Raw genomic sequence first — 22,283 nt, 5'->3', positions numbered from 1 at the left:
CTCCCGGGCGACGGATCAGAAGCGTGGCAGGCTGAGGCCGCCGTCGACGTTCACGACGCTGCCGGTGGCGAAGGCCATGCGGCCGGACACCAGTGCGGACACCGTGGCCGCCACGTCGGCGGGCTCGCCCCAGCGTCCCGCCGGCACGAGGCCGTCGGCGATGCGGGCGTCGTAGCGGGCGGAGACGGGCGCGGTCATCGGCGTCCGGATGATCCCGGGCCGCACCTCGAACACGGCGATGCCGTCGCCGGCGAGCCGGAGCGCGAGGTTCTTCAGGGCCATCGAGAGCCCGGCCTTCGAGATGCAGTAGTCGGTGCGCTCCGGAGAGGCCATCTCGGCGGAGACCGAGGAGATGGTCACCACGGAGCGTGGATGGCCGGCACCGCCGAGAACCAGCATCTCGCGCACGCAGGCCTGGGTGAAGAACAGCGTTCCGCGCAGGTTGACGCCGATCACGGTGTCGAAGGCATCCGGGGTGAGGTCCATGAGGTCGCCCCGGCGCGGCGATCCGATGCCCGCATTGTTGACGAGGCAATCGAGCCGGCCGAAGGCCGCCGCGATCGCCTTGGCGATGGAGGGGTGCCCCTCCACGTCGGCGAGATCGAAGGTGAAGAGCCGCACGGTGGCGCCTGCCGCGCGGGCATCGGCCTCCACCTGCTGGGACTCGGCATCGGTCGGGTCGAGCAGTGGCAAGGCCAGATCGAACCCGATGCCGGCGAGTTCGAGGGCGATGGCGCGGCCTATGCCACGGCCCGCGCCCGTGACCACGGCGACAGGGCGGTTAGACGTCATGTCCGTGCCTCCGTGTTCAGGCCGATCGCGGCGGCTCTACCGCCCAGGCTGCGCGCCAGGTGATCGGCCACCCGCAGCGCCTGCGCCGCGATGGTCAGCGCGGGGTTCACCGCCGCCGAGGTCGGCAGGAACGAGGCGTCCATCACGTAGAGGTTCGGGTGGTCATGGGCCCGGCACCACACGTCGAGCGCGGATGTTGCGGGGTCAGTCCCGAAGCGCACCGTGCCGCACTGGTGGGAGGGCGTGCGCCAGTCGAAAGCCTTCGCCAGCACCACCGGGAAGCCGGCGGCGCGGAAGACCTCGCGCATGCGCTCCACGAGGAGCCGATGGCCGGTCACGTTGGTCCGCTTCCAGGTCAGGCGGATCTCGCCGCCGTCGAGCGTCACGCGGCTCTCGGGATCGGGCAGGTCCTCGCTCATGAGGTACCAGTCGAAGCTGTAGCCGCACACGAGCTTGAGGAGCGGGTTCGGCATCCAGGGGAGCTGTGGTTTCAGGATCGGCGCGGTGATCTTGCCGAGCAACTGCACGTTGCCGAGCGGCGGCCCGCCCTTCCCGTCGTCGAAGTAGAAGTCGTTGAGCCCGAGCGTCTTCTGGTAGACGGACGGATTGGGCAGCCGCGGATCGAAGGCCAGCATCGCGGTGCAGTTGTGGTTCATGAAGTGCCGGCCGACCACGCCTGAGCGGTTGGCGATCCCGTCGGGCGCGGCCTCGGTGGCGGACGCGAGCAGCAGGGCGGCGGAGTTCACCGCGCCCGTGGCGAGCACGATCGTCCCCGCCCGCATCACGCTCGTGACGCCGTCGCGCTCGACCTCCACCCCGTCGATGCGCCGTCCATCGGCGGCGAGCAGCAGGCGCCGGGCCCGGGTCTTCGTCAGCACCTGGACGTCGGGATGGGCGAGCGCCCGGGCCAGCACATTCTCGGCGTCGATCTTGCCGGACCGCGTGTCGGGGAAGGCGTCCCAGGGGGTGCGCCCGTGCTGCAGCCAGCGCTCGATGTCGACGGCGAGCGGCAGCGAAAAGGGATGCAGGCCTTGCCGCGCGAGCCGCTCGCGCAGGGCCGCGATGGGCGCTTCGTCGGGCACCGGCGGGTACGCGTAGCCATCGGCACGCGGCGGTTCGGTCGGGTCCTCCCCGGCCGCGCCCCGCACCGCGAACAGACGCTCCGCCTCGGCGTACCAGGGCGCAAGCTCCGCATAGGCAAACGGCCAGGCCGGCGACACGCCGTCGGCATGCTCGAGCGCCTCGAAGTCGCGCTCGCGGTAGCGCAGCATCACCGCGCCGAAGAACTTCGAGTTGCCGCCGAGGTAGTAATAGTTGCCCGGATTGAACGGCTGGCCCTCGCCGTCGATCCAGCGCTCGTCGGGCCGGAAATGCCCCCGCCCGAAAATGGCCGCCGCATCGCGCGCCTCCGGCTGCGCGGCAAGCTGCTCCCCACGCTCGACGATCGTGATCCGTGCGCCCGTGGCCGCGAGCCCCGCGGCGAGCGTGGCGCCGCCGATGCCGGAGCCGACGATCAGGATGTCCGGCGAGCCTTGCGGGATCGCGTTCATGAGATGGTCCATAGTGCTGCCGCAGGAGCCACGACGCGTTTCCAGCTCACGCAAATCTCTCCACCGTCATGGCCGGGGTCGGCCCGGCCACCCACGACTTTGGGGAGACCCCGGCAAAGTCGTGGATGCCCGGGCCAAGCCCGGGCAGGACGAGCGGAGGGTTTTGCACCCTATCGAAAGCAGTCGCCCCTCAAATCCGCCGCCCCGTGCCGGGATCGAACAGCACCGCCTTGTCGAGGTTGAACGCGAAGGGCAGGCGCGAGCCGGCCTTCACGTCGGCGTCGGCGCGCATGCGGGCCGTCACCTCCTTGCCGGCGATGTGGGTGACGACGAAGGTGTCGGAGCCGGCGGGCTCCACGACCTCGACCAGCGACTCCACCACTTCCACCGCGCTTGCATTGCGGTCGGCGCCGTCACGGTCGGTGATCGCCTCGGGACGGATGCCCAGGATCACCTTGCGCCCGTCCAGCCCCTGCGAGGAGGCCGAGGCCGGAACCGGCAGGCGGATGTCGTTGTCGCCGGACCGCGTAAGCGAGAGCAGGGTGCGCCCGCCCTCGCTGACGACGCTCGCCTCCATCAGGTTCATGGCGGGATTGCCCATGAAGTCGGCGACGAAGAGGTTGGCGGGCCGGTTGTAGATCTCGGCCGGCGTGCCGACCTGCTGCAGTTCGCCGTCCTTGAGCACCGCGATCTTGGTGGCGAGCGTCATCGCCTCGATCTGGTCGTGCGTGACGTAGACGATCGTGGCGCCGGTCGTCTGGTGCAGGCGCTTGATCTCGGTGCGCATGTCGACGCGCAGCTTGGCGTCAAGGTTGGAGAGCGGCTCGTCGAACAGGAAGATGCGCGGGTTGCGTACCAGTGCCCGGCCCATGGCGACGCGCTGGCGCTGGCCGCCCGAGAGCTGGCTCGGCTTGCGGTCGAGCAGGTGCGAGATCTGCAAGGTCTTGGCGACGTCGGCGATGGCCTTGTCGCGGTCCGCCTTCGCAACGCCGCGCATCTCCAGCGCGAAGCCGATGTTCTGCGCCACCGTCATGTTCGGATAGAGCGCGTAGCTCTGGAACACCATGGCGATGTCGCGCTTGGAGGGATGCAGCCCGTTGATGGGCGTGCCCTCCACGCGGATCTCGCCGGAGGTGATCGTCTCCAGCCCCGCGATGGTGTTGAGCAGCGTGGACTTGCCGCAGCCCGACGGCCCGACCAGCACCAGGAACCCGCCCTTGTCGAGGGTGATGTCGATCCCCTTGAGGATCTCGACGTTGCCGAAGCGCTTCTTCAGCCCAGCGATTTCGAGAAAGGCCATCGCATCATCCTTTCACGGCGCCCGCCATCAGCCCGCGCACGAAGTAGCGGCCGGCGACGACGTAGACGAAGAGGGTGGGGAGCGCCGCGATGATCGCGGCCGCCATGTTGACGTTGTATTCGACGACGCCCGTCGACGTGTTGACCACGTTGTTGAGCGCCACCGTCATCGGCATCACATCGCCCGAGCCGGCATAGGCCGAGGCGAACAGGAAGTCGTTCCAGATGTTGGTGAACTGGTAGATCACCGTGACCACGAAGATCGGCGCCGAGTTCGGCAGCATGATCCGCCAGAAGATCTGGAAGAAGCTCGCGCCGTCGACCTGCGCCGCCTTCACGAGCTCGGTCGGGAACGCCTCGTAGTAGTTGCGGAAGAAGAGCGTCGTGAAGCCGAGCCCGTAGACCACGTGCACGATGACGAGGTTCACCGTCGGGTTGCCGAAGCCGAGCGACGTGCCGATCAGGTCCTGCAGGTCGTTGCCGAAACGCCCGAGCGACCCGAGGATCGTGGCCATCGGCAGCAGCACCGCCTGGAACGGGATGAAGCAGGCGAACAGCATCAGCCCGAACACGACCTTGTGGCCACGGAAGCGCCACTTCGTGAGGACGTAGCCGTTGAGCGCGCCGAGCACCGTGGAGATGGCCACCGCCGGCACGACCATCTTGGTCGAGTTCCAGAAGTAGCCCTTGATGCCGGCGCAGGTGAGGCCGACGCAGGCCTCCCCCCACGCCTTCATCCACGGCTCGATGGTCGGGTCCCTGGGCAGGGCCAGCATGTTGCCGGACTGGATCTCGTCCATGGGCTTGAACGAGGTCACCAGCATCACGAAAAGCGGGATCAGGTAGAAGGCCGCGAAAAGGCCGAGCAGCCCGTAGATGACCACGCGATCGAGCGTGCTGCGGCCCTCGGCGGAGGAGGATGCGGTGCTCATCGACCCTTCTCCCGCAGCTCGGAATAGAGGTAGGGCACGATGATGGCTGAGATCGTCATGAGCATGATCACGGCGCTCGCCGAACCCACGGCCATTTCGTTGCGCTTGAAGGTGTACTCGTACATGAAGTTCGACGGGAGCCAGGCCGAGCCGCCGGGCCCGCCCGACGTCAGCGCGACCACGAGGTCGTAGGACTTGATCGCCATGTGGGCCAGCACGATGAAGGCCGACAGGAAGATCGGCCGCAGCATCGGGATGACGATGCGCCGGTAGAGCTGCACCGTGGTGGCGCCGTCGATCTGCGCCGCCTTCATGATCTCGCTGTCGATGCCGCGCAGCCCGGCCAGGAACATGGCCATGACGAAGCCCGAGGCCTGCCAGACGCCGGCGATGACGACCGTGTAGATCACCCGGTCCTTGTTCTTGATCCAGTCGAAATGGAAGCTCTCCCAGCCCCAGGCGTGGAGCGTCTTCTCGAGGCCGAGGCCGGGATCCAGGAACCACTTCCACGCGACGCCGGTGACGATGAAGGAGAGCGCCATCGGGTAGAGGTAGATGGGGCGCAGGATGCCTTCGCCACGGATCTTCTGGTCGAGCAGGATGGCGAGCAGCAGGCCCAGCGCCATGCACAGGCCGATATAGAGCACGCCGAAGGTGCCGAGATTGGTGATCGAGGTGTACCAGCTCGACGGCGGGTCGCTCTCGAAGGTCCAGCCCCAGAGCCGCTCATAGGCACGCGTGCCGGTGAGGTTGTAGTTGGGGAACGTCTTGGAGTTCGTGAAGGACAGGTAGACCGTCCACAGGATGAACCCGTAGACGAAGACGATGACGGCGACGAAGCTCGGCGCGAGCACGATCTTCGGCAGCAGGTCCTGCAGGCGTTCGCGCAGGGACACGGGACGCGTGGCACCGGCCTGCGCAGCCACACGGTCCGGCAACGTCGTGATTGTCACGTACCCCTCCCTCCGCCCACATGCATGGGCCAAACCCGTCACATCTGCAGATCGGGCGCGCCCTCCCTCCCCTGCGGGGGAGGGGGAGCCTTCACGTCGGGCGCAGTGCCCTGCGAACCGGGACCGGCGGCAATCTCCGCCGCCGGTCCCGTGTCACGCTCACTTCGCGTCGGCGATGGCCTTGACGAGCTGCTTCACGGCTTCGTCGGAGGTCTTGATCTGGTCGTGGACGAACTTCGTCACGACGTCCTTGTAGGCGTTGGCGACGGCCGGAGGAGCGCCGTAGCCCTGGGCGAGCGAGCCGAACAGGGTGTTCTTCTCGCTGGCCGACTTCAGGTCGGCGATGCCCTTCTTGCCGCAGGCGTCGAAGGCGGTGTCCGGCACGTCGGTGCGGGCCGGGACCGAGCCCTTCACGACGTTGAACGCCGACTGGAAGCTCTTCGACAGCGTCGCGGTCGCGAGCGCGGCCTGCGCGGCCCGGCGGTCGGCCGGAACGTTGAACATGCCGAACATGTCGGAGTTGTAGATCACCGTGCCGTCGGTGCCGGGGAAGCGGTAGCAGAGGAAGTCGGTGCCCGGCGCCTTCTTGGCCGCCACGAACTCGCCCTTCGCCCAGTCGCCCATGACCTGCACGAGCGCGTCGCCCTTGATCACCATGGCCGTGGCCAGGTTCCAGTCGCGGCCCGAGTAGTTCGGGTCGACATAGGCCTTGAGCTTGCCGAGGTTGTCGAAGGCCTTCTTCATGGTGTCGGACTTCAGCGAGGCCTCGTCGAGGTCGTTGAAGGCCTTCTTGTAGAAGTCGGCACCGCCGGTCGACAGCACGATGCTGTCGAACATGGTGGCCTCCTGCCAGCTCTGGCCGCCCAGCGCCAGCGGGATCACGCCGGCCTTCTTGGCCTTGTCGAGCAGGGCGACGAAGTCGTCGAAGGTCTTCGGCTCGGTGCCGCCGATCTTGTCCATCACCGCCTTGTTGATCCACAGCCAGTTGACGGAGTGGACGTTCACGGGGGCGGCGACCCACTTGCCCTTGTAGACCGAGAACTTCTGCAGCGGCGCCGGGACGACCTTGTCCCAGCCTTCCTTCTTCGCCGTCTCGGTGAGGTCGCCCATGACGCCGGCTTCGGCGTAGTCGAGCACGGTGTAGCCGAGCATCTGCGAGGCGGTCGGGTAGTTGCCGGCCGCGACCATCGCCTTCAGCGCGGTCATCGCGGCGTCGCCGCCGCCGCCGGCCACCGGCACGTCCTTCCAGCCATAGCCTTCCTTGGCGAGGTCCTGCTTGAGGACGTTCAGCGCGGCCGCTTCGCCGCCCGACGTCCACCAGTGCAGCATCTGCACTTCCTTGGTCTGGGCGAGCGAGGCGCCCGTCATGACGGTCGACGCAAGCAGCGCGCCGGCAAAGACTTTCACGATCGATTTCATGGTTTCATCCTCCCGATGGTCGTCAGTGCCGGAAGCGTCCGGCGGCGTTTTTCATCTGCCGGCCGCCCGATGCCGGCTTGGGCCGGGCTCTCGGGAACGACAGAGGAAGCGGTTGTCCGGATGCCACCGCCGCCCGCCATGCTAGCGGCGCGAAGGCATCGGAGAAAAGGGTGGCGGTCCCGCGGTCCATGGCTCACCGGTTCCGATAGTCCGGGGCCCGCTTCTCGCGGAAGCTGGCGACGCCCTCGGCGCCGTCCTCGGTGTAGGCCGCGAGCGAGCCGGCGAGCCCTTCGAGCGTCGCGGCGGCGTCGCCCTCGCCTTCGGCGGCGTTGATGAGCTGCTTGGCCACGGCCGTCGCGGCCGGACCGCGCCCGGCGATGGTCGCGGCCATGGCGCGCGCCCGTGCCAGCGCCTCGCCGGCCGGCACGACCTCGTCCACGAGGCCCAGCGCCAGCGCCTTCTCGGCGGTGACGATCTCGCCCGTCAGCGCGAGCCGGCGGATCGCCTGGGAGCCGAAGCGGCGCACGAGGCGCTGCGTGCCCGACCAGCCGGGCACCATGGCGATGCCGGTCTCCGGCAGGCCGAGCTTCACCTGCGCTTCGGCGATGCGGATGTCGGCCGTGCCGGCGAGTTCGAGGCCGCCGCCGAGCGCATGGCCCGACAAGGCCGCGATCAGCGGCACGCGCAGCCTGGCCAGGGCATCGAAGGCCCGGTGGCCGGCGCGCGTCCAGCTCCGCCACATCTCGATCGGCGGCAGGGCGCCCCAGGCCGCGATGTCACCGCCCGCGCAGAACCCCTTGCCCTCGCCCACGATGATCGCGGCACGGATGGCCTGGTCGTCGTCGATCCGTGCGACCATCTGCGCCAGCGCGTCGATCATGGCCCGGTCGAGGGCGTTGAGCTTCTCCGGGCGCGCCAGCGTGATGGTCGCGACGGCCCCGTCGAGCGAGAGGCGAACGGCGTCGCTCATGCGCGGCCCTCCCGCAGGGTGAGCCCGATCGGCTCCGGCCGGAACAAGGCCGGATCCATCGGGGCCGGCGGCTGCGGCACGATGAGGGGGAACTCGGCCTGCGCGAGCACGTCGCGCTCGAGGTTCACGCCCGGCGCGATCTCGGTGACGACGATCCCGTCGCGGGTGAGCCTCAGCACGCAGCGCTCGGTGATGTAGGTGACGTCCTGCCCCTGCGCGACGGCGCGCCGGCCCGAGAAGGTCACGTGCTCCACCGCGTTCACGAGCTTCTTCACCTTGCCCTCGCGCCGGATCGCCAGCGCGCCGTCCTCGATGGCGAGATCGGCCGCCGCGGAAAAGAACCCGGAGAACACGATGCGCCGGGCCCGTGCCGTGATGTCGACGAAACCGCCCGCGCCGGCCGTGACATGCGGCCGCACCCCGAGCTTCGACACGTTGACGCAGCCCTCTCGGTCGATCTGCAGGAAGGACAGCAGCGAGGCGTCGAAGCCGCCGCCCTGGAAATAGGTGAACTGGTAGGGCGAGGGCACGATGCACTCGGCGTTCGAGGCGCAGCCGAACTGGAAGTCGATGAGCGGCACGCCGCCGACCGCCCCCTGCTCGATGACCCAGGTCACGTCGCCGTGCCGGCCCTCCTCGATGAGGATGCGCGGGACGTTGGCCGAGATGCCGAAGCCGATGTTGACCGCATCGCCGCGCCGCAGCTCCCGCGCCACGCGCCGGGCGATGACCTTGGAGACGTCGAAGGCCGGCACCTCGAAGGAGGACAGCGGGCGGAACACCTCGCCCGAGATGGCGGGCTCGTAGACCGTCTGCGTCGTCTGCATCTGGTCCGGCGCGACGACGATCGCATCCACGAGGATGCCGGGCACCAGCACGTCGTGCGGCTTCAGCGTGCCGGCCTGGGCCAGCCGCTTCACCTGCGCGATGACGACGCCGCCGTTGTTGCGCACCGCGAGCGCCTGGTCGAGCGGCCCGAGATAGCCGCCCTCGTGCTCGTAGCTGAGGTTGCCGCGCTCGTCCGCCGTGGTGGCGCGGATGATGGCGACCTTCGGCACGACGGCCGGGAAGAACAACCATGTGTCGCCGGCGAACTCGACCTTCCGGACGACCGGTTCGGCCGCCGCCTTGGCGTTCATGGCGCAGCCCTCCCGGTCGGGATCGACGAAGGTGTCGAGGCCGACCTTGGTGAGCACGCCGGGGCGATGCGCCGCCGCATCCCGATGCATGTCGAACAGGATGCCGGAGGGGATGTTGTAGCAGGGGATCGCGTTGCCGCTGACCATCTGCCAGATCGCCGGCGGCGTCGCCGAGGACGGGCCCGACGGATAGGAGCCGCCCAGCACCTTGGCGAGCAGGCCCTCCTTGGCGATGTGATCGATGCCCTTGATGCCCCACATGTCGCCGGCGGCGATGGGATGCAGCGTGGTGAGCCCGCGCGGATGGCCCGACGCGTCGAACCGCCGGCCGATGGCCGCGAGCACGGCATCGGGGCAGCCGAGCCCGGAGGACGACGACACCGTGACCACGGCGCCGTCCGGCACGAGGGCGGCGGCTTCGTCGGCAGTCATCACGCGGGGGAAGGCCATGGCACCGGTCTCACAACATGGAATTGACGGTGTAGAAGCCGTGTCCGAGCACGGCCTCGTGGCACGCCGCGGCGAAGGCCAGGGACCGGACGCCGTCCTCGCCGGTGGCCGAGGGAATGCCCTCGCCCCGCAGCGCGCCGTGGAAGCGCGCCAGCGCGTGCTCGTAGAGGTTCGTCCGGTCGATGGGCAGAAGCTCGTCGCCCGCGGCCGTGCGCAGCAGGACGTCTCCGACGGGCTTCTGCGTCATGCAGTTCGTGCCGATCAGGGAGCCTTCGGTGCCATGCACCTCGAAGCCGGTGGTCGCGAACCGTGTCGTGAAGGCATCGTGGAACTGGGCCAGCAGGCCGCTTTCGAAGCGGGCCACGCCCATGACGCCGTCCTCGATGCCCGGCCGGCCCATGCCGCCCTCCTGCACCATGGCGGTGACCTCGACGGGCTCCTCGCCCAGCACGAAGCGCAGGGTGTCCGCGTCGTGCACGGTGATGTCCATGATCACGCCCGCGCCGGCCGAGGGGTCGGCGATGCGCCATCCCTGCAAATGGGGCGGCAGGTGCACGGCGTGGAACACGCGCGCGAAGAGCGGCCGGCCGATCCGCCCGGCGGCGATGGCGGCGCGCATGGCGCGATGGGTGCCCGCATTGCGCAGGTGATGGTTGGTGCCCAGGATCACGCCCGCCGCGGTGCAGGCGCGCACCATCTCCACCGCCCCGCCCACGGAGAGGTCGAGCGGCTTCTCGCACAACACGTGCTTGCCGGCGCGGGCGGCGGCCAGCGTCTGCTGGCGGTGCTTCTCGTTGGTGGTCGAGATGTAGACCGCATCGATGTCGGCCAGCAGCAGGGCATCGAGGTCGGTGGTGGCGAGCGGAATGGCGTTGTCGTGCGCGAAGGCCTGCCCGCGCGCGGCATCGCTCGACATCAGGGCGGCCACCTCGCCGCCGGTGGCGCGGATGGCGCCGATCACCCATTCCCGGGCGATGGTGCTCGCCCCGACGAGACCCCAGCGGATGGTCATGCGAGCTCCTTCTGGCGGATGGAAACGGGGGCGCCGCAGCTCTCGCGCACGACGAGCCGGGTCGGGCCGGTGAAGCCCATCTCCTGCGGGTCGCTGCCCTGGATGAGCCCGAGCAGGCTCTCGGCGCAGCGCGCGCCCATGAGGCGCGTCTCGGCACTCACGGTGGTGAGCGGCGGCGCATTGTGCTCGGCCTCGTCGATGTCGTCGAAGCCGACGACGGCCATGTCCTTGCCGGCGCGCAGGCCGCGCATGGCCAGCGCCCGCGTGGCGCCCATGGCGACGATGTCGTTGTAGCACATCACGGCCGTCGGCCGGGCCGGGTGGGCGAGCGACGCCTCGACCGCCTGGCGGCCGCCGTCCCGCGTCGGCATGGACTCGAACACCAGCGTGTCGTCGAAGGGCAGCCCGGCGCCCAGGATGGCGTCGCGCCAGCCGGAGATGCGCTCTTGCTGCGTGGTCATGGTGGCATAGCCGCCGAGGAAGCCGATGCGCCGGTGGCCGAGGCCGATCAGGTGCTCCACCGCCTTGCGCGCGCCGGCCTGGTTGTCCGGCCCGACATAGGGGAGCGGGCTGCCGATGATCTGCCGCATGGTGATGACCATCGGCATGGTGCGCGAGTACAGGCTCGCCAGCATCCAGGCGTCGGTGCCGCGCGCCGGGCTCATGATGATGCCGCCGACGCCGTGCTCGCGCATGGAGCGCAGCACCTGCGCCTGACGCTCCGTGTCCTCGTTGGTGTTGGCCAGGATGGGGACGAAGCCGCGCTGGTAGAGCCCCTCCTCGATGCCGACCGCGAGTTCGCAGAAGAAGGGGTTGGTCAGGTCGCTGATGACCATGCCGACGAAGCTCGACGTCGCGGTGCGCAGGTTGGCGGCCCCGCGGTTGTAGACGTAGCCGAAGCGCTCGATGACGTCCTCGACGCGCGCCTTCGTCTCCGGCTTGACCAGGGAGGAGCCCTTGAGGACGAGCGACACGGTCGACTTCGACACGCCGGCGGCGCGCGCGATGTCGACGATCGTCGTCGGACGGCCGGAGCCGGTCCTCGTTTCGCCCATCCTCGTGTCCTCACCTCGCCCGCCCGTTCGGCGGACTTTTGGAACGGTCCAATGCGTTTGCCCAAAATTCTCGCAGAAGCGATCGTTGGGAGCTCAAACCATTGCTTCCATTTCGCTTTCTTGTTCTGCGAAATCGGAAGCCTTGACTTTGGAACGTTCTAATGCGGAAGTTGGCGCAACGCCTCGCGGCTGTCAAGCGCAGCAATGAAGGCTACAAACGGGACGGACCGTCGCAGGCGGTCGCAAGGAAACGCCAGGAGACGCCGATGACCGGTTCCCCGACTTGGACAGTGACGCTGCCGGCGAGCGGCGGAACCCTCGACACCTTCACGGTGGCCGGCGCCTCTCCCTTCCCGCTCGTCCATGCCGGCGAGTTTCCCCGGGTCGTGTATGCGGCCGCCCACGTCGTGGCCGATCCGCTGGCGATGGACAGGCCCTGGCAGGCCCCCGTCCTCGACTGGGACGCGACGCTCGCTTTCCGCCGCCATCTCTGGGGCCTCGGCTTCGCCATCGCCGAAGCCATGGACACCTCGCAGCGGGGCATGGGCCTCGACTGGAGCGTGGCCAAGGAGCTGATCGCGCGCTCCCTCGCGGAGGCGCGGACCGTGCCCGGCGCGGCGCTGGCCTGCGGGGCGGGGACCGACCAGCTCGATCCCGTCCAGGCCCGCGGCGTCGACGACGTGATCCGCGCCTATGAGGAGCAGATGGAGCATGTCGAGGCCCATGGCGGGCGCATCATCCTGATGGCCAGTCGGGCGCTGTGCCGTGTCGCCAAGGGGCGCGACGAGTACCTCGCCGTCTATGGCCGCCTGATCGCGCAGGCGAAGGACAAGGTGATCCTGCACTGGCTGGGCGACATGTTCGACCCGCAGCTCGCCGGCTACTGGGGCTCCATGGACGTCGACCAGGCCATGGCGACCTGCCTTTCGCTCATCGATCGCCATGCCGGCAAGATCGACGGCATCAAGATCTCGCTGCTGGAGCGCGCCCACGAGGAGCGGATGCGCGCCATGCTGCCCGCCGGCGTGAAGATGTACACCGGCGACGACTTCAACTACGCCGACCTGATCGCCGGCGACGGCCAGCACATCTCCCACGGCCTGCTCGGCATCTTCGATCCCATCGCCCCCGCCGCCGCCGCCGCGCTCGACAAGCTCGCCGCCGGAGACCTCGCGGGCTACCACGCGATCCTGGGGCCGACCGTGCCGCTCTCACGCAAGATCTTCGAGGCCCCGACCCAGTACTACAAGGCCGGCATCGTCTTCCTCGCCTGGCTCAACGGCTTCCAGCAGCATTTCCGCATGGTCGGCGGCATGGAATCGGCCCGCAGCCTCGCCCACTACGCCGACGTCTTCCGCCTCGCATCGCAGGCCGGCCTGCTGGTCGATCCCGAGCGGGCCGTGTCACGGATGAAGGCGTTCCTGGCCGTGAACGGGGTGGAGCAGTAGGGCTGCACGACGATCCTGCGTCGTTCGACACGCCCGCTTCGCGGGCTGCTCAGGATGAGGAAGTGTGTGGTTTCGCAATCACAAAGGTCCTCATCCTGAGCAGCGGCCGGAGGCCGCGTGTCGAAGGACGCACCACCTCTCCGCGGCTCAGCAGTTCGAGCAGATGCTCCCCAGCGCCTTGGCATCCGAAGGCGCCTTCTTCGTCTGCACTTCGGACGGCTTGTCCAACGGCTTCACCCCGCCCTCCATGCTGTTGCCGGCCCGCCCCGTATCGGGAGCACCCGTGGCCTGTCCGCCCTTCGCCTGCCTCTCGCAGCCGGCGATCACGGTGGCGGTGAAGTAGTCGCGGTGGGCCAGCACCTCGCTGCAGGCCGGCGCTTGCCCGCCTCGGGCCGTCCCCTCGCTGCGCGAGCCACTCACGCCGCCGGTGGTGTCGCCCGGGCGCAGCGACCCCGTGTTGGAGAGCTCGTTCGTGCTGTTGGGCAGCGTGTTCGCACCCGTGGCGGGCGGAGCGACGGTCTGGGGCGCGGCTGGAGCGGGACCGCCCGGAACGTTCGGGATGGCGCCGGTCTGGTTCCCGATGGCCGGCGCGGTCCCGAGTGTTCCGCCGGCCGGCGATCCAAGCCCGCCGGCTGAGGGACTGCCGGCCGCCCCGGCGCCGCCGACCGAGCCGCCGGTCGCTCCTCCGGCCGATCCGGACGAGGAGCCGCCGCCGCTTCCACCGGACGATCCGCCACCCGATTGGGCGAAGGCGCCCGGGACGAGGGACGGCGCGAGCAGGCCGGTCGCCCCCGCCAGGGCGAGAGCGAGCGCAAGGCTGCGAACACGAGGGAAAGGGATGGGGGAATGGAGCATGTCATGCCTCCGGCCAGGAACGGGTCCCAGCCTGAACGCCCGCCGCGCGGCCCGGTTTCCGGGATTCGGGTGGTCACTCCATCATGAAGCGCCCCCCTCGCTCGTCCTGCCCGGGCTCGGCCCGGGCATCCACGACTTTGCTGGAGCCGGACCGAAGTCGTGGATGGCCGGGCCAAGCCCGGCCAGGACGCAGGGAGAGATCGAGCGCGAGGCGACAAGGCCCAAGGAGGCGCCGTCAGCGCAGCCGGACGGTCAGATCACGTTGCGCTCGAGCAGCGGCCGGTTGGCCGCAATCCGCTCGAAGCCGAGATCGCTCAGGTCGAGAGTCTTGTAGCCGCCATGCACGATCAGCTCGGCGATCCCGCGACCGACGGCGGGGGCCTGCTGCAGGCCATGTCCAGAGAATCCCGTCGCCACGTAGAAGTTCGAGCACTCGCCCGCCTGCCCGACGATGCCGTTGTGGTCGAGGCGGTTCATGTCGTAGTGGCCGGCCCAGGCGCGGCCGGGGCGGATCTGCTCGAAGGCGGGGATGCGCTCGGCGAGCGTCGGCCAGTAGTGCTCCTCGAAGAGGTTCCACTCGACCTCGAAGTCGGCGGTGTCCTCGGTCTCGTCGCGCATCGGGCCGCCGCCGCACAGGAACATCTGGCCCTCGGCACCCGGGCGTCCCTCCGGCCGGCACCACGCCCCCGACACGTCGATCAGGAGCGGCGCGCGGGCGACGTCGCCCTTGCAGTGGAAGGTGAAGACGCAGCGCTTGTGCGGGTAGACCGGGATCGCCACGCCGGCCTTCTCGGCCAGCACCCGCGCCCCGGAGGCCCCTGCCGCGTTCACGAGCGCGCCGCAGGCGATGCGCTGGCCGTCGGCGAGGCGGACCGCCGTCACCCGCCCGCCCTCGCGCTCGACGTCGACCACCTCTCCCTGCATGTACGTGACGCCGAGGCTGCGGGCCTTCTTGCGCAAGGCCTGCATCAGGCCCCAGCCGTCGAACCAGCCCTCGCCGCTCACGCCGTAGGAGCCGAGCTCGATTCCGTCCAGCGACAGGAACGGGAACCGCGCCGCGAGCGCCGCCTTGTCCAGGATGGCGATGTCGGCACCTTCCGCCGTTTGCAGCGCGTTGTTCTCGCGCAGCACCTGCGCGCCCTCCCCCGGGCTGCCGAGATAGAGATAGCCGCCCTCGTGCAGGTCGATGGCCGGCCGGTCGTCGCCCACCGCCAGCCGCTCGCCGATCTCGCGCAGGAAGCGGATGCCGAAGAGCGAGATGCGGATGTTCACCGCGCTCGAATACTGCTGCCGGATCGAGGCGGCCGAGAGCGCGGACGAGGAGAACTGGTAGGTGGGGTCCTTCTCGACGACCACGACCTGGCCGGTGAACGCCGGATCGCTCGCGAGATGATAGGCGACCGAGGAGCCGATGACGGCGCCTCCGGCGATGACGATGTCGGCGGCGGCCTGCACGCGCACTCTCCCGGCTTCATGATCCGCGCGCATGATTGCCCGATCATTCCGGCGGCGGCAAGCCCGCCTCGCCGCGGTCCGCGGCACATTCGGCCAGCAGCCACTCGCGAAACGCGGCCAGCGCCGGCCTCTCGCGCTTCTCGCGCGGGTAGACGAGCCAGTAGGACTGGCGGCTGGTGATCGGACGGTCGAACGGGATCACGAGCTGGCCGGCCCGCAATTCCTCCTCGACCAGGAAGCGCGGCACGACGGCGAGGCCGAGCCCCGCCGCGGCCGCGCGCGCCACCATGGCGAACTGCTCGAAGGTCGGCCCCATGGTGGCGCGGCCGGGCGAGACGCCCTGCGCCTGCAGCCACTCGGGCCAGGCCCGCGGGCGCGTCGCCTGTTGCAGGAGCGGGATCTTCAGCACGTCTTCCGGTTCGCGCAGGGGCGTCTCGGCGAGCAGCGAGGGGCTCGCCACCGGCACGATCGTCTCGCCCATCAGGGGATGCATCGCCGCGCCCGGCCAGACCGGGTCGCCGAAATGGATGGCCGCATCAAGGCCGTCGGCCGCGAAGTCGAACGGCACGATGCGGGTCGCGAAGGTGATGGTCACTTCCGGATGGGCGCGGAAGAAGCCCGGGAGGCGCGGGATGAGCCAGCGCGTGCCGAAGGTGGGCAGGATGGCGAGCCCCAGCGTGCCGCCCGCTCCGCGCAGCGTCATGGCCGACAGCGTGGCGGCCGCGATCCGGCCGAGCGCCTCGCGGATCTCGTCCGCGTAAGCCGTGCCGGCGGGCGTCAGCGCCACGCGTTGGCGGACCCGCTCGAACAGGGTCACGCCCAGCGAGTCCTCCAGCGTGGCGACCTGCCGGCTCACGGCGCCCTGGGTCAGGTCGAGCTCCTCCGCTGCGCGGGTGAAGCTGCCGTGCCGGGCCGCGGCCTCGAAGGCCTGCAGGGCCGAGAGGGAGGGAACCAGACGACGGGCATGGGCGGAGTTCATGAAAGGACCTCATCAACTCCTGAGAACATATCCGTTGCAATGGCGAGCCGAAAGCGGGAACCTGCGCAACGGGGCGGGCCTTCTTGGCCTGCCCTTTCGCATGCGCGCGCGATCCTGCTGTCAGACCCGCGCAAGACGATCCTGCTGTCAGACCCGCGCAAGACGAGGAGATCCCGATGCCGACCGCCCGCGACGAAGTGCTGCCTCTCCTCCTGCGCCTCGGCGTGCCGGAAAGCGTCTACCAGGCCGGCGGCCTGCCCGCGCGCTCCCCCGTGACGGGCGAGATCGTGGCCGAGCTCCGCCAGGCGACGGCCGCCGACGCGGCCGACGCGGTCGCCAGCGCGGCGGAAGCCTTCGCCGCCTGGCGCAAGGTTCCGGCACCGCGCCGCGGCGAGTTCCTGCGCCTGCTGGGCGAGGAACTGCGCACCGCCAAGGCCGATCTCGGCCGGCTGGTGACGCTCGAGGCCGGCAAGATCGTGTCCGAGGGCCTCGGCGAGGTCCAGGAGATGATCGACGTCTGCGACTTCGCGGTCGGACTATCGCGCCAGCTCTACGGCCTCACCATCGCCACCGAGCGCGCCGACCACCGCATGATGGAGACCTGGCATCCGCTGGGCGTCGTCGGCGTCATCACCGCCTTCAACTTCCCCGTGGCGGTCTGGTCGTGGAACGCGGCGCTCGCCTTCGTCTGTGGCGACCCCGTCGTGTGGAAGCCCTCGGAGAAGACCCCGCTCACGGCGCTGGCCGTGCAGGCCATCGTCGAGCGCGCCGCCGCCCGCTTCGGGGGCATCCCCGCCGGCCTCTCGCAGGTGCTGATCGGCGGCCGCGACCTCGGCGAGGTGCTCGTCGACGACCACCGCGTGGCGCTGGTCTCGGCCACCGGCTCGACGGCCATGGGCCGCCAGGTGGGTCCGCGCGTCGCCGCCCGCTTCGGCCGCTCCCTGCTCGAGCTCGGCGGCAACAACGCCGCCATCGTGGCGCCGAGCGCCGACCTCGACCTCGCGCTGCGCGGCATCGCTTTCGCCGCCATCGGCACGGCCGGCCAGCGCTGCACCACGCTGCGCCGCCTCATCGTGCATTCCAGCGTCTATGACGGCCTGATCCCGCGCCTCGCCAAGGTCTACGCCACGGCGAAGATCGGCGATCCCCGCGAGGCCGGCGTGCTCGTCGGCCCGCTCATCGACAAGGGCGCCTACGAGGGCATGCAGGCCGCGCTCGTCGAGGCCCGCAAGCTCGGCGGCGTCGTCCATGGCGGTCACCGCGTCGAGACCCTCGGCGGCCCCGAGGCCTTCTACGTCGCCCCGGCGCTCGTCGAGATGCCGGCCCATGCCGGGCCGGTGCTGCGCGAGACCTTCGCGCCGATCCTCTACGTCGTGCGCTACGACGACTTCGACGACGCCATCGCCATGCACAACGCGGTCGGCGCGGGCCTGTCGTCCTCACTGTTCACGCTGAACATGCGCGAGGCCGAGCGCTTCGTCTCGTCGGAGGGCTCGGACTGCGGCATCGCCAACGTCAACATCGGCCCCTCGGGCGCCGAGATCGGCGGCGCGTTCGGCGGCGAGAAGGAGACGGGCGGCGGCCGCGAGGCCGGCTCGGACGCCTGGAAGGCCTACATGCGCCGCGCCACCAACACCATCAACTACGGCACGACCCTGCCATTGGCGCAGGGTGTGACATTCGACATCATGGGCTGAACGGCCCGTCCGCGAGATCATTCCGGAACAGACCCGCACACTCGGACGACCTGGGAGAGAGACGATGACCGCCGCCCCCAAGACCAAGGACAAGCCCGCCCCTGCGTCCTTCCAGTGGGATGACGCCTTCCTGCTCGAGGAGCAGCTGACCGAGGACGAGCGCCTCATCCGCGACACGGCCCGCGCCTACGCGCAGGAGAAGCTGCTGCCGCGCGTCGTGGAGGCCTACGCCACCGAGAAGACCGACCGCGAGATCTTCAACGAGATGGGCGAACTGGGCCTGCTCGGCGTGACGCTGCCCGAGGACTACGGTTGCGCCGGCGCCGGCTACGTCTCCTACGGCCTGGTCGCCCGTGAGGTCGAGCGCGTCGACTCCGGCTATCGCTCCATGATGAGCGTGCAGTCCTCGCTCGTGATGTACCCGATCTACGCCTATGGCGACGAGACGCAGCGCAAGAAGTACCTGCCCAAGCTCGCGTCGGGCGAGTGGGTCGGCTGCTTCGGCCTGACGGAGCCGGACGCCGGCTCCGACCCGGCCGGCATGAAGACCCGCGCCGAGAAGGTCGCCGACGGCTACCGCATCTCGGGCTCCAAGATGTGGATCTCGAACTCGCCGATCGCCGACGTCTTCGTCGTCTGGGCGAAGTCGGCCGCCCACGGCGACCAGATCCGCGGCTTCGTGCTCGAGAAGGGCATGAAGGGTCTCTCCGCCCCGAAGATCGGCGGCAAGCTCAGCCTTCGCGCCTCGATCACCGGCGAGATCGTCATGGACGGCGTCGTGGTGCCCGAAAGCGCCCTGCTGCCCAACGTGTCGGGCCTGAAGGGCCCCTTCGGCTGCCTCAACCGTGCCCGCTACGGCATCTCCTGGGGCGTGCTCGGCGCCGCCGAGGACTGCTGGCACCGCGCGCGCCAGTACACGCTCGACCGCAAGCAGTTCGGCCGTCCGCTCGCCGCCACCCAGCTCGTGCAGAAGAAGCTCGCCGACATGCAGACCGAGATCACGCTCGGCCTCCAGGCCAGCCTGCGCGTCGGCCGCCTCTTCGACGAGGGCAAGGTCGCGCCCGAGATGATCTCGCTGGTCAAGCGCAACAACTGCGGCAAGGCGCTCGACATCGCCCGCGTCGCCCGCGACATGCACGGCGGCAACGGCATCCAGCAGGAATACATGGTGATGCGCCACGCCGCGAACCTCGAGACGGTGAACACCTACGAGGGCACCCACGACGTCCACGCCCTCATCCTCGGCCGCGCCCAGACCGGCCTGCAGGCGTTCTTCTGAGAGCGCCCGCCCCATGAACCCGCCCCTCCACGGCCTGCGCGTCCTCGAGCTGGCCCGCATCCTGGCCGGGCCCTGGGTCGGCCAGACGCTGGCCGATCTCGGGGCGGACGTGGTGAAGGTGGAGCGGGAGGGCCAGGGGGACGACACGCGCGCCTGGGGGCCGCCCTTCGTGCCCGGCGCCGACGGGGAACCCCTGTCGGCCGCCTACTTCCATGCCTGCAACCGCGGCAAGCGCTCCATCGTCGCCGACTTCGAGACGCCGGAGGGCCAGGCGCTGGTCCGGCGGCTGGCGCTGCACGCCGACGTCGTCATCGAGAACTTCAAGGTCGGCGGCCTGAAGAAATACGGCCTCGACCACGAGAGCCTGCGCAAGCTGAACCCGCGGCTGGTCACCTGCTCGATCACCGGCTTCGGGCAGGACGGCCCCTATGCCGAGCGGGCCGGCTACGACTTCATGATCCAGGCCATGGGCGGGATCATGGACGTCACCGGCGAGCGCGGCGGCGAACCGCAGAAGGTGGGCATCGCCGTCTCCGACATCTTCACCGGCGTCTACAGCGTCGTCGGCATCATGGCCGCGCTGCGCCGCCGCGACGAGACCGGCGAAGGCAGCCACGTCGACATGGCCCTCTTCGACACCACCGTGTCGATCCTCGCCAACCAGGCACTCAACTACTTCATCGGCGGCAAGGCCCCGACCCGCATGGGCAACGCCCATCCGAACCTGGTGCCCTACCAGGTGTTCCCGGTGGCCGACGGCCATCTGGTCATCGCGACAGGCAACGACGGCCAGTTCCGCAAGCTGTGCGGCATCCTCGATCTCGCGGCCGTGGCGCAGGACGCCGACTTCGCCACCAACGCCCTGCGCATCGCCCACCGCGAGCGCCTCGTCGGCCTGATCGCGGAGTGCACGAAGGCCTGGAAGCGTGACGACCTGCTGGCCGCGCTGGAGAAGGCGAGCGTGCCGGCCGGCCCGATCAACACCGTCGCCGACGTCTTCGCCGACCCGCAGGTCGCCTGGCGCGGCATGAAGGTCGAGCTCGATGCCCCGCACGTCGCGGGTGGCACCATGCCGACCCTGCGCTCGCCGCTGATGCTCGACGGCGAGGCCCAGGTCTCGCGCCGCCCGCCGCCGCGGCTCGGCGAACACACCGACGACGTGCTGGCCGATCCCGCCTGGGGCGGCTAAAGCCTTTCGCGACACCGTTGCCGTATCCCAGCGAGGACCAGCCCATGTCCGCACCGACGCCCCGCACCGGCGGCCAGATCATCGTCGACTGTCTCGCCGCCCAGGGCGTCGAGCACGTCTTCTGCGTGCCGGGAGAAAGCTACCTCGCGGTGCTGGACGCGCTGCATGACGCCTCGATCAACGTGACGGTCTGTCGCCAGGAAGCCGGCGCGACGATGATGGCCGATGCCACCGCGCGCCTCACGGGACGCCCCGGCATCGCCATGGTGACGCGCGGGCCGGGCGCCACCAATGCCGCGCACGGCATCCACATCGCCGAGCACGACTCGGTGCCGCTGATCCTCTTCGTCGGGCACGTCGAGCGCGGCGTGCGCGGCCGCGGCGCCTGGCAGGAGATCGACTACAGGGCCGTCTTCGGTTCGATGGCCAAGTGGGTCGTCGAGGTCGACGAGGCGGCCCGCCTGCCCGAGATCATCTCGCGCGCCTTCCACACGGCCATGCAGGGACGCCCCGGCCCGGTCGTCATCGCCCTGCCGGAAGACATGCTGCTGGACTGCGCTCCGGTGGCCGCCGGGCCGCGCGTCGAGCCGGTCGAGACCTGGCCGGGCCTCACCCAGATGGCCGACCTGCAGAAGCGGCTGTGGGCCGCCGAGCGTCCGATCCTGGTGCTGGGCGGCAGCGGCTGGTCGGAGACGGCCTGCGCCCGCGTGCGCCGCTTCGCCGAGCGCTTCGAGCTCCCGGTCGCCACCTCCTTCCGCCGGGCCATGCTGTTTCCCGGCGACCACCCGAACTACGCCGGCGAGATCGGGCTCGGCCCGAACCCGAAGCTGAAGGCCCGCATCGAGGCGGCCGATCTGGTGATCGTCGCCGGCGGTCGCATGTCGGAAGTGCCCTCCCAGGCCTACACGCTCTTCGACGTGCCGGTGGCGCGCCAGCAGCTCGTCCACGTGCATGCAGACGCCATGGAGCTCGGCAAGGTCTATCACCCGGCGCTCGGCATCAACGCCACGCCGGCCGCCTTCGCGGCGGCGCTGGAGACCCTGCAGCCCCCGAATGCCATCGCCTGGGGCGCCGCCACGAAGCAGGCTCGCGAGGACTATCTGGCCTGGACCGAGCAGCCGCCGGTCATTCCGGGCAAGTTCCAGTACGGCGAGGCCATGACCTGGCTGCGCAACCGCCTGCCGGAGAACGCCATCGTCACCAACGGCGCCGGCAACTACGCCATCTGGGTCGGCCGCTTCATGCGCTTCCGTCGCTTCGCCACGCAGCTCGCCCCGGTGTCGGGCTCCATGGGCTACGGACTGCCGGCCGCCGTCGGCGCCAAGCGCCAGTTCCCCGACCGCATGGTCGTGTGTTTCGCCGGCGACGGCTGCTTCCTGATGAACGGCCAGGAGTTCGCCACGGCCGTGCAGTACGACCTGCCGATCGTCGTGGTCGTCGTCGACAACGGCATGTACGGCACCATCCGCATGCACCAGGAGCGCGAATACCCCGGCCGCGTTTCGGCCACGCGCCTGAAGAACCCCGACTTCGCCGCCTATGCGACGGCCTTCGGCGGCCACGGCGAGCGGGTGGAGACGACGGAAGAGTTCGCCCCCGCCTTCGAGCGCGCGGTCGCGTCCGGCAAGCCCGCCATCCTGCATGTGCTGATCGACCCCGAGGCGATCACGCCGGCCACCACGCTGACCAAGATCCGGGAAGCGTCGCTCAAGAAGGGGTGAGCGGCCGAAGTCCAGATTGCTCCCACCTCTCCGAGTCATGGCCGGGCTTGGTGTTTAGACCGGGGAGATGGTGGACACCTGTTCGGGGA

The 22,283-nt window shown here is 69.9% G+C and carries 17 protein-coding genes and 1 pseudogene; 5 read left to right on the top strand and 13 right to left on the bottom strand.

Going from position 1 to position 22,283, the window contains the following annotated elements:
* Positions 1 to 15 precede the first annotated feature (15 nt).
* The 10 genes and pseudogenes from Q0Q47_RS28955 to Q0Q47_RS28910 form a co-directional block, all read right to left on the bottom strand.
* The gene (locus Q0Q47_RS28955) at positions 16 to 792 is read right to left on the bottom strand and encodes a 3-ketoacyl-ACP reductase (protein WP_293868299.1); all 777 of its coding nucleotides are present in this window, start codon (positions 790 to 792) and stop codon (positions 16 to 18) included.
* Positions 789 to 2,342 (bottom strand): FAD-dependent oxidoreductase, encoded by a 1,554-nt coding sequence (locus Q0Q47_RS28950; protein ID WP_293868297.1) that lies wholly within the window; start codon positions 2,340 to 2,342, stop codon positions 789 to 791. Before Q0Q47_RS28950 ends, Q0Q47_RS28955 begins: the two co-directional genes overlap by 4 nt.
* A 190-nt stretch (positions 2,343 to 2,532) precedes the next feature.
* Positions 2,533 to 3,642 (bottom strand): ABC transporter ATP-binding protein, encoded by a 1,110-nt coding sequence (locus Q0Q47_RS28945; RefSeq protein WP_293868295.1) that lies wholly within the window; start codon positions 3,640 to 3,642, stop codon positions 2,533 to 2,535.
* 4 nt (positions 3,643 to 3,646) lie between these two features.
* Entirely contained in the window at positions 3,647 to 4,573 is a 927-nt protein-coding gene (locus Q0Q47_RS28940) for a carbohydrate ABC transporter permease (protein ID WP_293868293.1), read from the bottom strand.
* Positions 4,570 to 5,520 (bottom strand): carbohydrate ABC transporter permease, encoded by a 951-nt coding sequence (locus Q0Q47_RS28935; RefSeq protein ID WP_293868313.1) that lies wholly within the window; start codon positions 5,518 to 5,520, stop codon positions 4,570 to 4,572. Before Q0Q47_RS28935 ends, Q0Q47_RS28940 begins: the two co-directional genes overlap by 4 nt.
* 165 nt (positions 5,521 to 5,685) lie before the next feature.
* Positions 5,686 to 6,867, bottom strand: a pseudogene (locus Q0Q47_RS28930) (ABC transporter substrate-binding protein); the annotation flags it as partial.
* A gap of 271 nt (positions 6,868 to 7,138) precedes the next feature.
* Positions 7,139 to 7,915: an enoyl-CoA hydratase/isomerase family protein gene (locus Q0Q47_RS28925; protein WP_293868291.1), complete on the bottom strand. Its 777-nt coding sequence runs from the start codon at positions 7,913 to 7,915 to the stop codon at positions 7,139 to 7,141.
* Positions 7,912 to 9,504 (bottom strand): acyl CoA:acetate/3-ketoacid CoA transferase, encoded by a 1,593-nt coding sequence (locus Q0Q47_RS28920; protein ID WP_293868289.1) that lies wholly within the window; start codon positions 9,502 to 9,504, stop codon positions 7,912 to 7,914. The genes Q0Q47_RS28925 and Q0Q47_RS28920 overlap by 4 nt, the downstream gene beginning before the upstream one ends.
* Before the next feature lie 10 nt (positions 9,505 to 9,514).
* On the bottom strand, positions 9,515 to 10,516 hold the full coding sequence (locus tag Q0Q47_RS28915) for a Gfo/Idh/MocA family oxidoreductase (RefSeq protein ID WP_293868287.1): 1,002 nt from the start codon (positions 10,514 to 10,516) through the stop codon (positions 9,515 to 9,517).
* Positions 10,513 to 11,571: a LacI family DNA-binding transcriptional regulator gene (locus tag Q0Q47_RS28910; protein ID WP_293868285.1), complete on the bottom strand. Its 1,059-nt coding sequence runs from the start codon at positions 11,569 to 11,571 to the stop codon at positions 10,513 to 10,515. Before Q0Q47_RS28910 ends, Q0Q47_RS28915 begins: the two co-directional genes overlap by 4 nt.
* Before the next feature lie 266 nt (positions 11,572 to 11,837).
* On the opposite strand from Q0Q47_RS28910, the gene Q0Q47_RS28905 reads away from it, so the two are divergent.
* Positions 11,838 to 13,019: a dihydrodipicolinate synthase family protein gene (locus Q0Q47_RS28905; RefSeq protein ID WP_293868283.1), complete on the top strand. Its 1,182-nt coding sequence runs from the start codon at positions 11,838 to 11,840 to the stop codon at positions 13,017 to 13,019.
* A gap of 147 nt (positions 13,020 to 13,166) precedes the next feature.
* Here the strand turns inward: Q0Q47_RS28905 and Q0Q47_RS28900 are convergent, their stop codons facing one another.
* The 3 genes from Q0Q47_RS28900 to gcvA form a co-directional block, all read right to left on the bottom strand.
* Entirely contained in the window at positions 13,167 to 13,874 is a 708-nt protein-coding gene (locus Q0Q47_RS28900; RefSeq protein ID WP_293868281.1) for a hypothetical protein, read from the bottom strand.
* Between the two features lie 252 nt (positions 13,875 to 14,126).
* On the bottom strand, positions 14,127 to 15,329 hold the full coding sequence (locus Q0Q47_RS28895) for an FAD-binding oxidoreductase (protein ID WP_293868279.1): 1,203 nt from the start codon (positions 15,327 to 15,329) through the stop codon (positions 14,127 to 14,129).
* Positions 15,330 to 15,372: 43 nt separating this feature from the next.
* Positions 15,373 to 16,308, bottom strand: a complete 936-nt coding sequence (gcvA, locus tag Q0Q47_RS28890) for a transcriptional regulator GcvA (RefSeq protein WP_293868277.1) — start codon at positions 16,306 to 16,308, stop codon at positions 15,373 to 15,375.
* Positions 16,309 to 16,484: 176 nt separating this feature from the next.
* Between gcvA and Q0Q47_RS28885 the strand changes: the two genes are divergently transcribed.
* From Q0Q47_RS28885 to Q0Q47_RS28870, 4 genes are all read left to right on the top strand, one after another.
* Positions 16,485 to 18,005 (top strand): aldehyde dehydrogenase family protein, encoded by a 1,521-nt coding sequence (locus Q0Q47_RS28885; RefSeq protein WP_293868275.1) that lies wholly within the window; start codon positions 16,485 to 16,487, stop codon positions 18,003 to 18,005.
* Positions 18,006 to 18,069: 64 nt separating this feature from the next.
* Positions 18,070 to 19,284, top strand: a complete 1,215-nt coding sequence (locus tag Q0Q47_RS28880) for an acyl-CoA dehydrogenase (protein WP_293868273.1) — start codon at positions 18,070 to 18,072, stop codon at positions 19,282 to 19,284.
* A gap of 13 nt (positions 19,285 to 19,297) precedes the next feature.
* Complete coding sequence (locus Q0Q47_RS28875; protein ID WP_293868271.1) at positions 19,298 to 20,473, top strand: CaiB/BaiF CoA-transferase family protein; 1,176 nt, start codon at positions 19,298 to 19,300, stop codon at positions 20,471 to 20,473.
* A gap of 44 nt (positions 20,474 to 20,517) precedes the next feature.
* Positions 20,518 to 22,194, top strand: a complete 1,677-nt coding sequence (locus Q0Q47_RS28870; RefSeq protein ID WP_293868269.1) for a thiamine pyrophosphate-binding protein — start codon at positions 20,518 to 20,520, stop codon at positions 22,192 to 22,194.
* Positions 22,195 to 22,283: the final 89 nt, after the last annotated feature.

The sequence above is a fragment of the uncultured Alsobacter sp. genome, from assembly GCF_945952055.1.
In the GTDB taxonomy this organism is placed as follows: Bacteria; Pseudomonadota; Alphaproteobacteria; order Rhizobiales; family Beijerinckiaceae; genus Alsobacter.
Note: the sequence above shows the minus strand (reverse complement) of the source record. Positions and strands in the feature narration are given on the sequence as shown.

Bases quoted from the DNA above. Each gene is read 5' to 3' on its own strand.
- gcvA (WP_293868277.1), bottom strand. From the start codon at position 16,308: ATGAACTCCGCCCATGCCCGTCGTCTGGTTCCCTCCCTCTCGGCCCTG.
- Q0Q47_RS28940 (WP_293868293.1), bottom strand. From the start codon at position 4,573: ATGAGCACCGCATCCTCCTCCGCCGAGGGCCGCAGCACGCTCGATCGC.
- Q0Q47_RS28925 (WP_293868291.1), bottom strand. From the start codon at position 7,915: ATGAGCGACGCCGTTCGCCTCTCGCTCGACGGGGCCGTCGCGACCATC.
- Q0Q47_RS28870 (WP_293868269.1), top strand. From the start codon at position 20,518: ATGTCCGCACCGACGCCCCGCACCGGCGGCCAGATCATCGTCGACTGT.
- Q0Q47_RS28905 (WP_293868283.1), top strand. From the start codon at position 11,838: ATGACCGGTTCCCCGACTTGGACAGTGACGCTGCCGGCGAGCGGCGGA.
- Q0Q47_RS28955 (WP_293868299.1), bottom strand. From the start codon at position 792: ATGACGTCTAACCGCCCTGTCGCCGTGGTCACGGGCGCGGGCCGTGGC.
- Q0Q47_RS28945 (WP_293868295.1), bottom strand. From the start codon at position 3,642: ATGGCCTTTCTCGAAATCGCTGGGCTGAAGAAGCGCTTCGGCAACGTC.
- Q0Q47_RS28880 (WP_293868273.1), top strand. From the start codon at position 18,070: ATGACCGCCGCCCCCAAGACCAAGGACAAGCCCGCCCCTGCGTCCTTC.
- Q0Q47_RS28920 (WP_293868289.1), bottom strand. From the start codon at position 9,504: ATGGCCTTCCCCCGCGTGATGACTGCCGACGAAGCCGCCGCCCTCGTG.
- Q0Q47_RS28900 (WP_293868281.1), bottom strand. From the start codon at position 13,874: ATGCTCCATTCCCCCATCCCTTTCCCTCGTGTTCGCAGCCTTGCGCTC.
- Q0Q47_RS28915 (WP_293868287.1), bottom strand. From the start codon at position 10,516: ATGACCATCCGCTGGGGTCTCGTCGGGGCGAGCACCATCGCCCGGGAA.
- Q0Q47_RS28950 (WP_293868297.1), bottom strand. From the start codon at position 2,342: ATGAACGCGATCCCGCAAGGCTCGCCGGACATCCTGATCGTCGGCTCC.
- Q0Q47_RS28875 (WP_293868271.1), top strand. From the start codon at position 19,298: ATGAACCCGCCCCTCCACGGCCTGCGCGTCCTCGAGCTGGCCCGCATC.
- Q0Q47_RS28910 (WP_293868285.1), bottom strand. From the start codon at position 11,571: ATGGGCGAAACGAGGACCGGCTCCGGCCGTCCGACGACGATCGTCGAC.
- Q0Q47_RS28885 (WP_293868275.1), top strand. From the start codon at position 16,485: ATGCCGACCGCCCGCGACGAAGTGCTGCCTCTCCTCCTGCGCCTCGGC.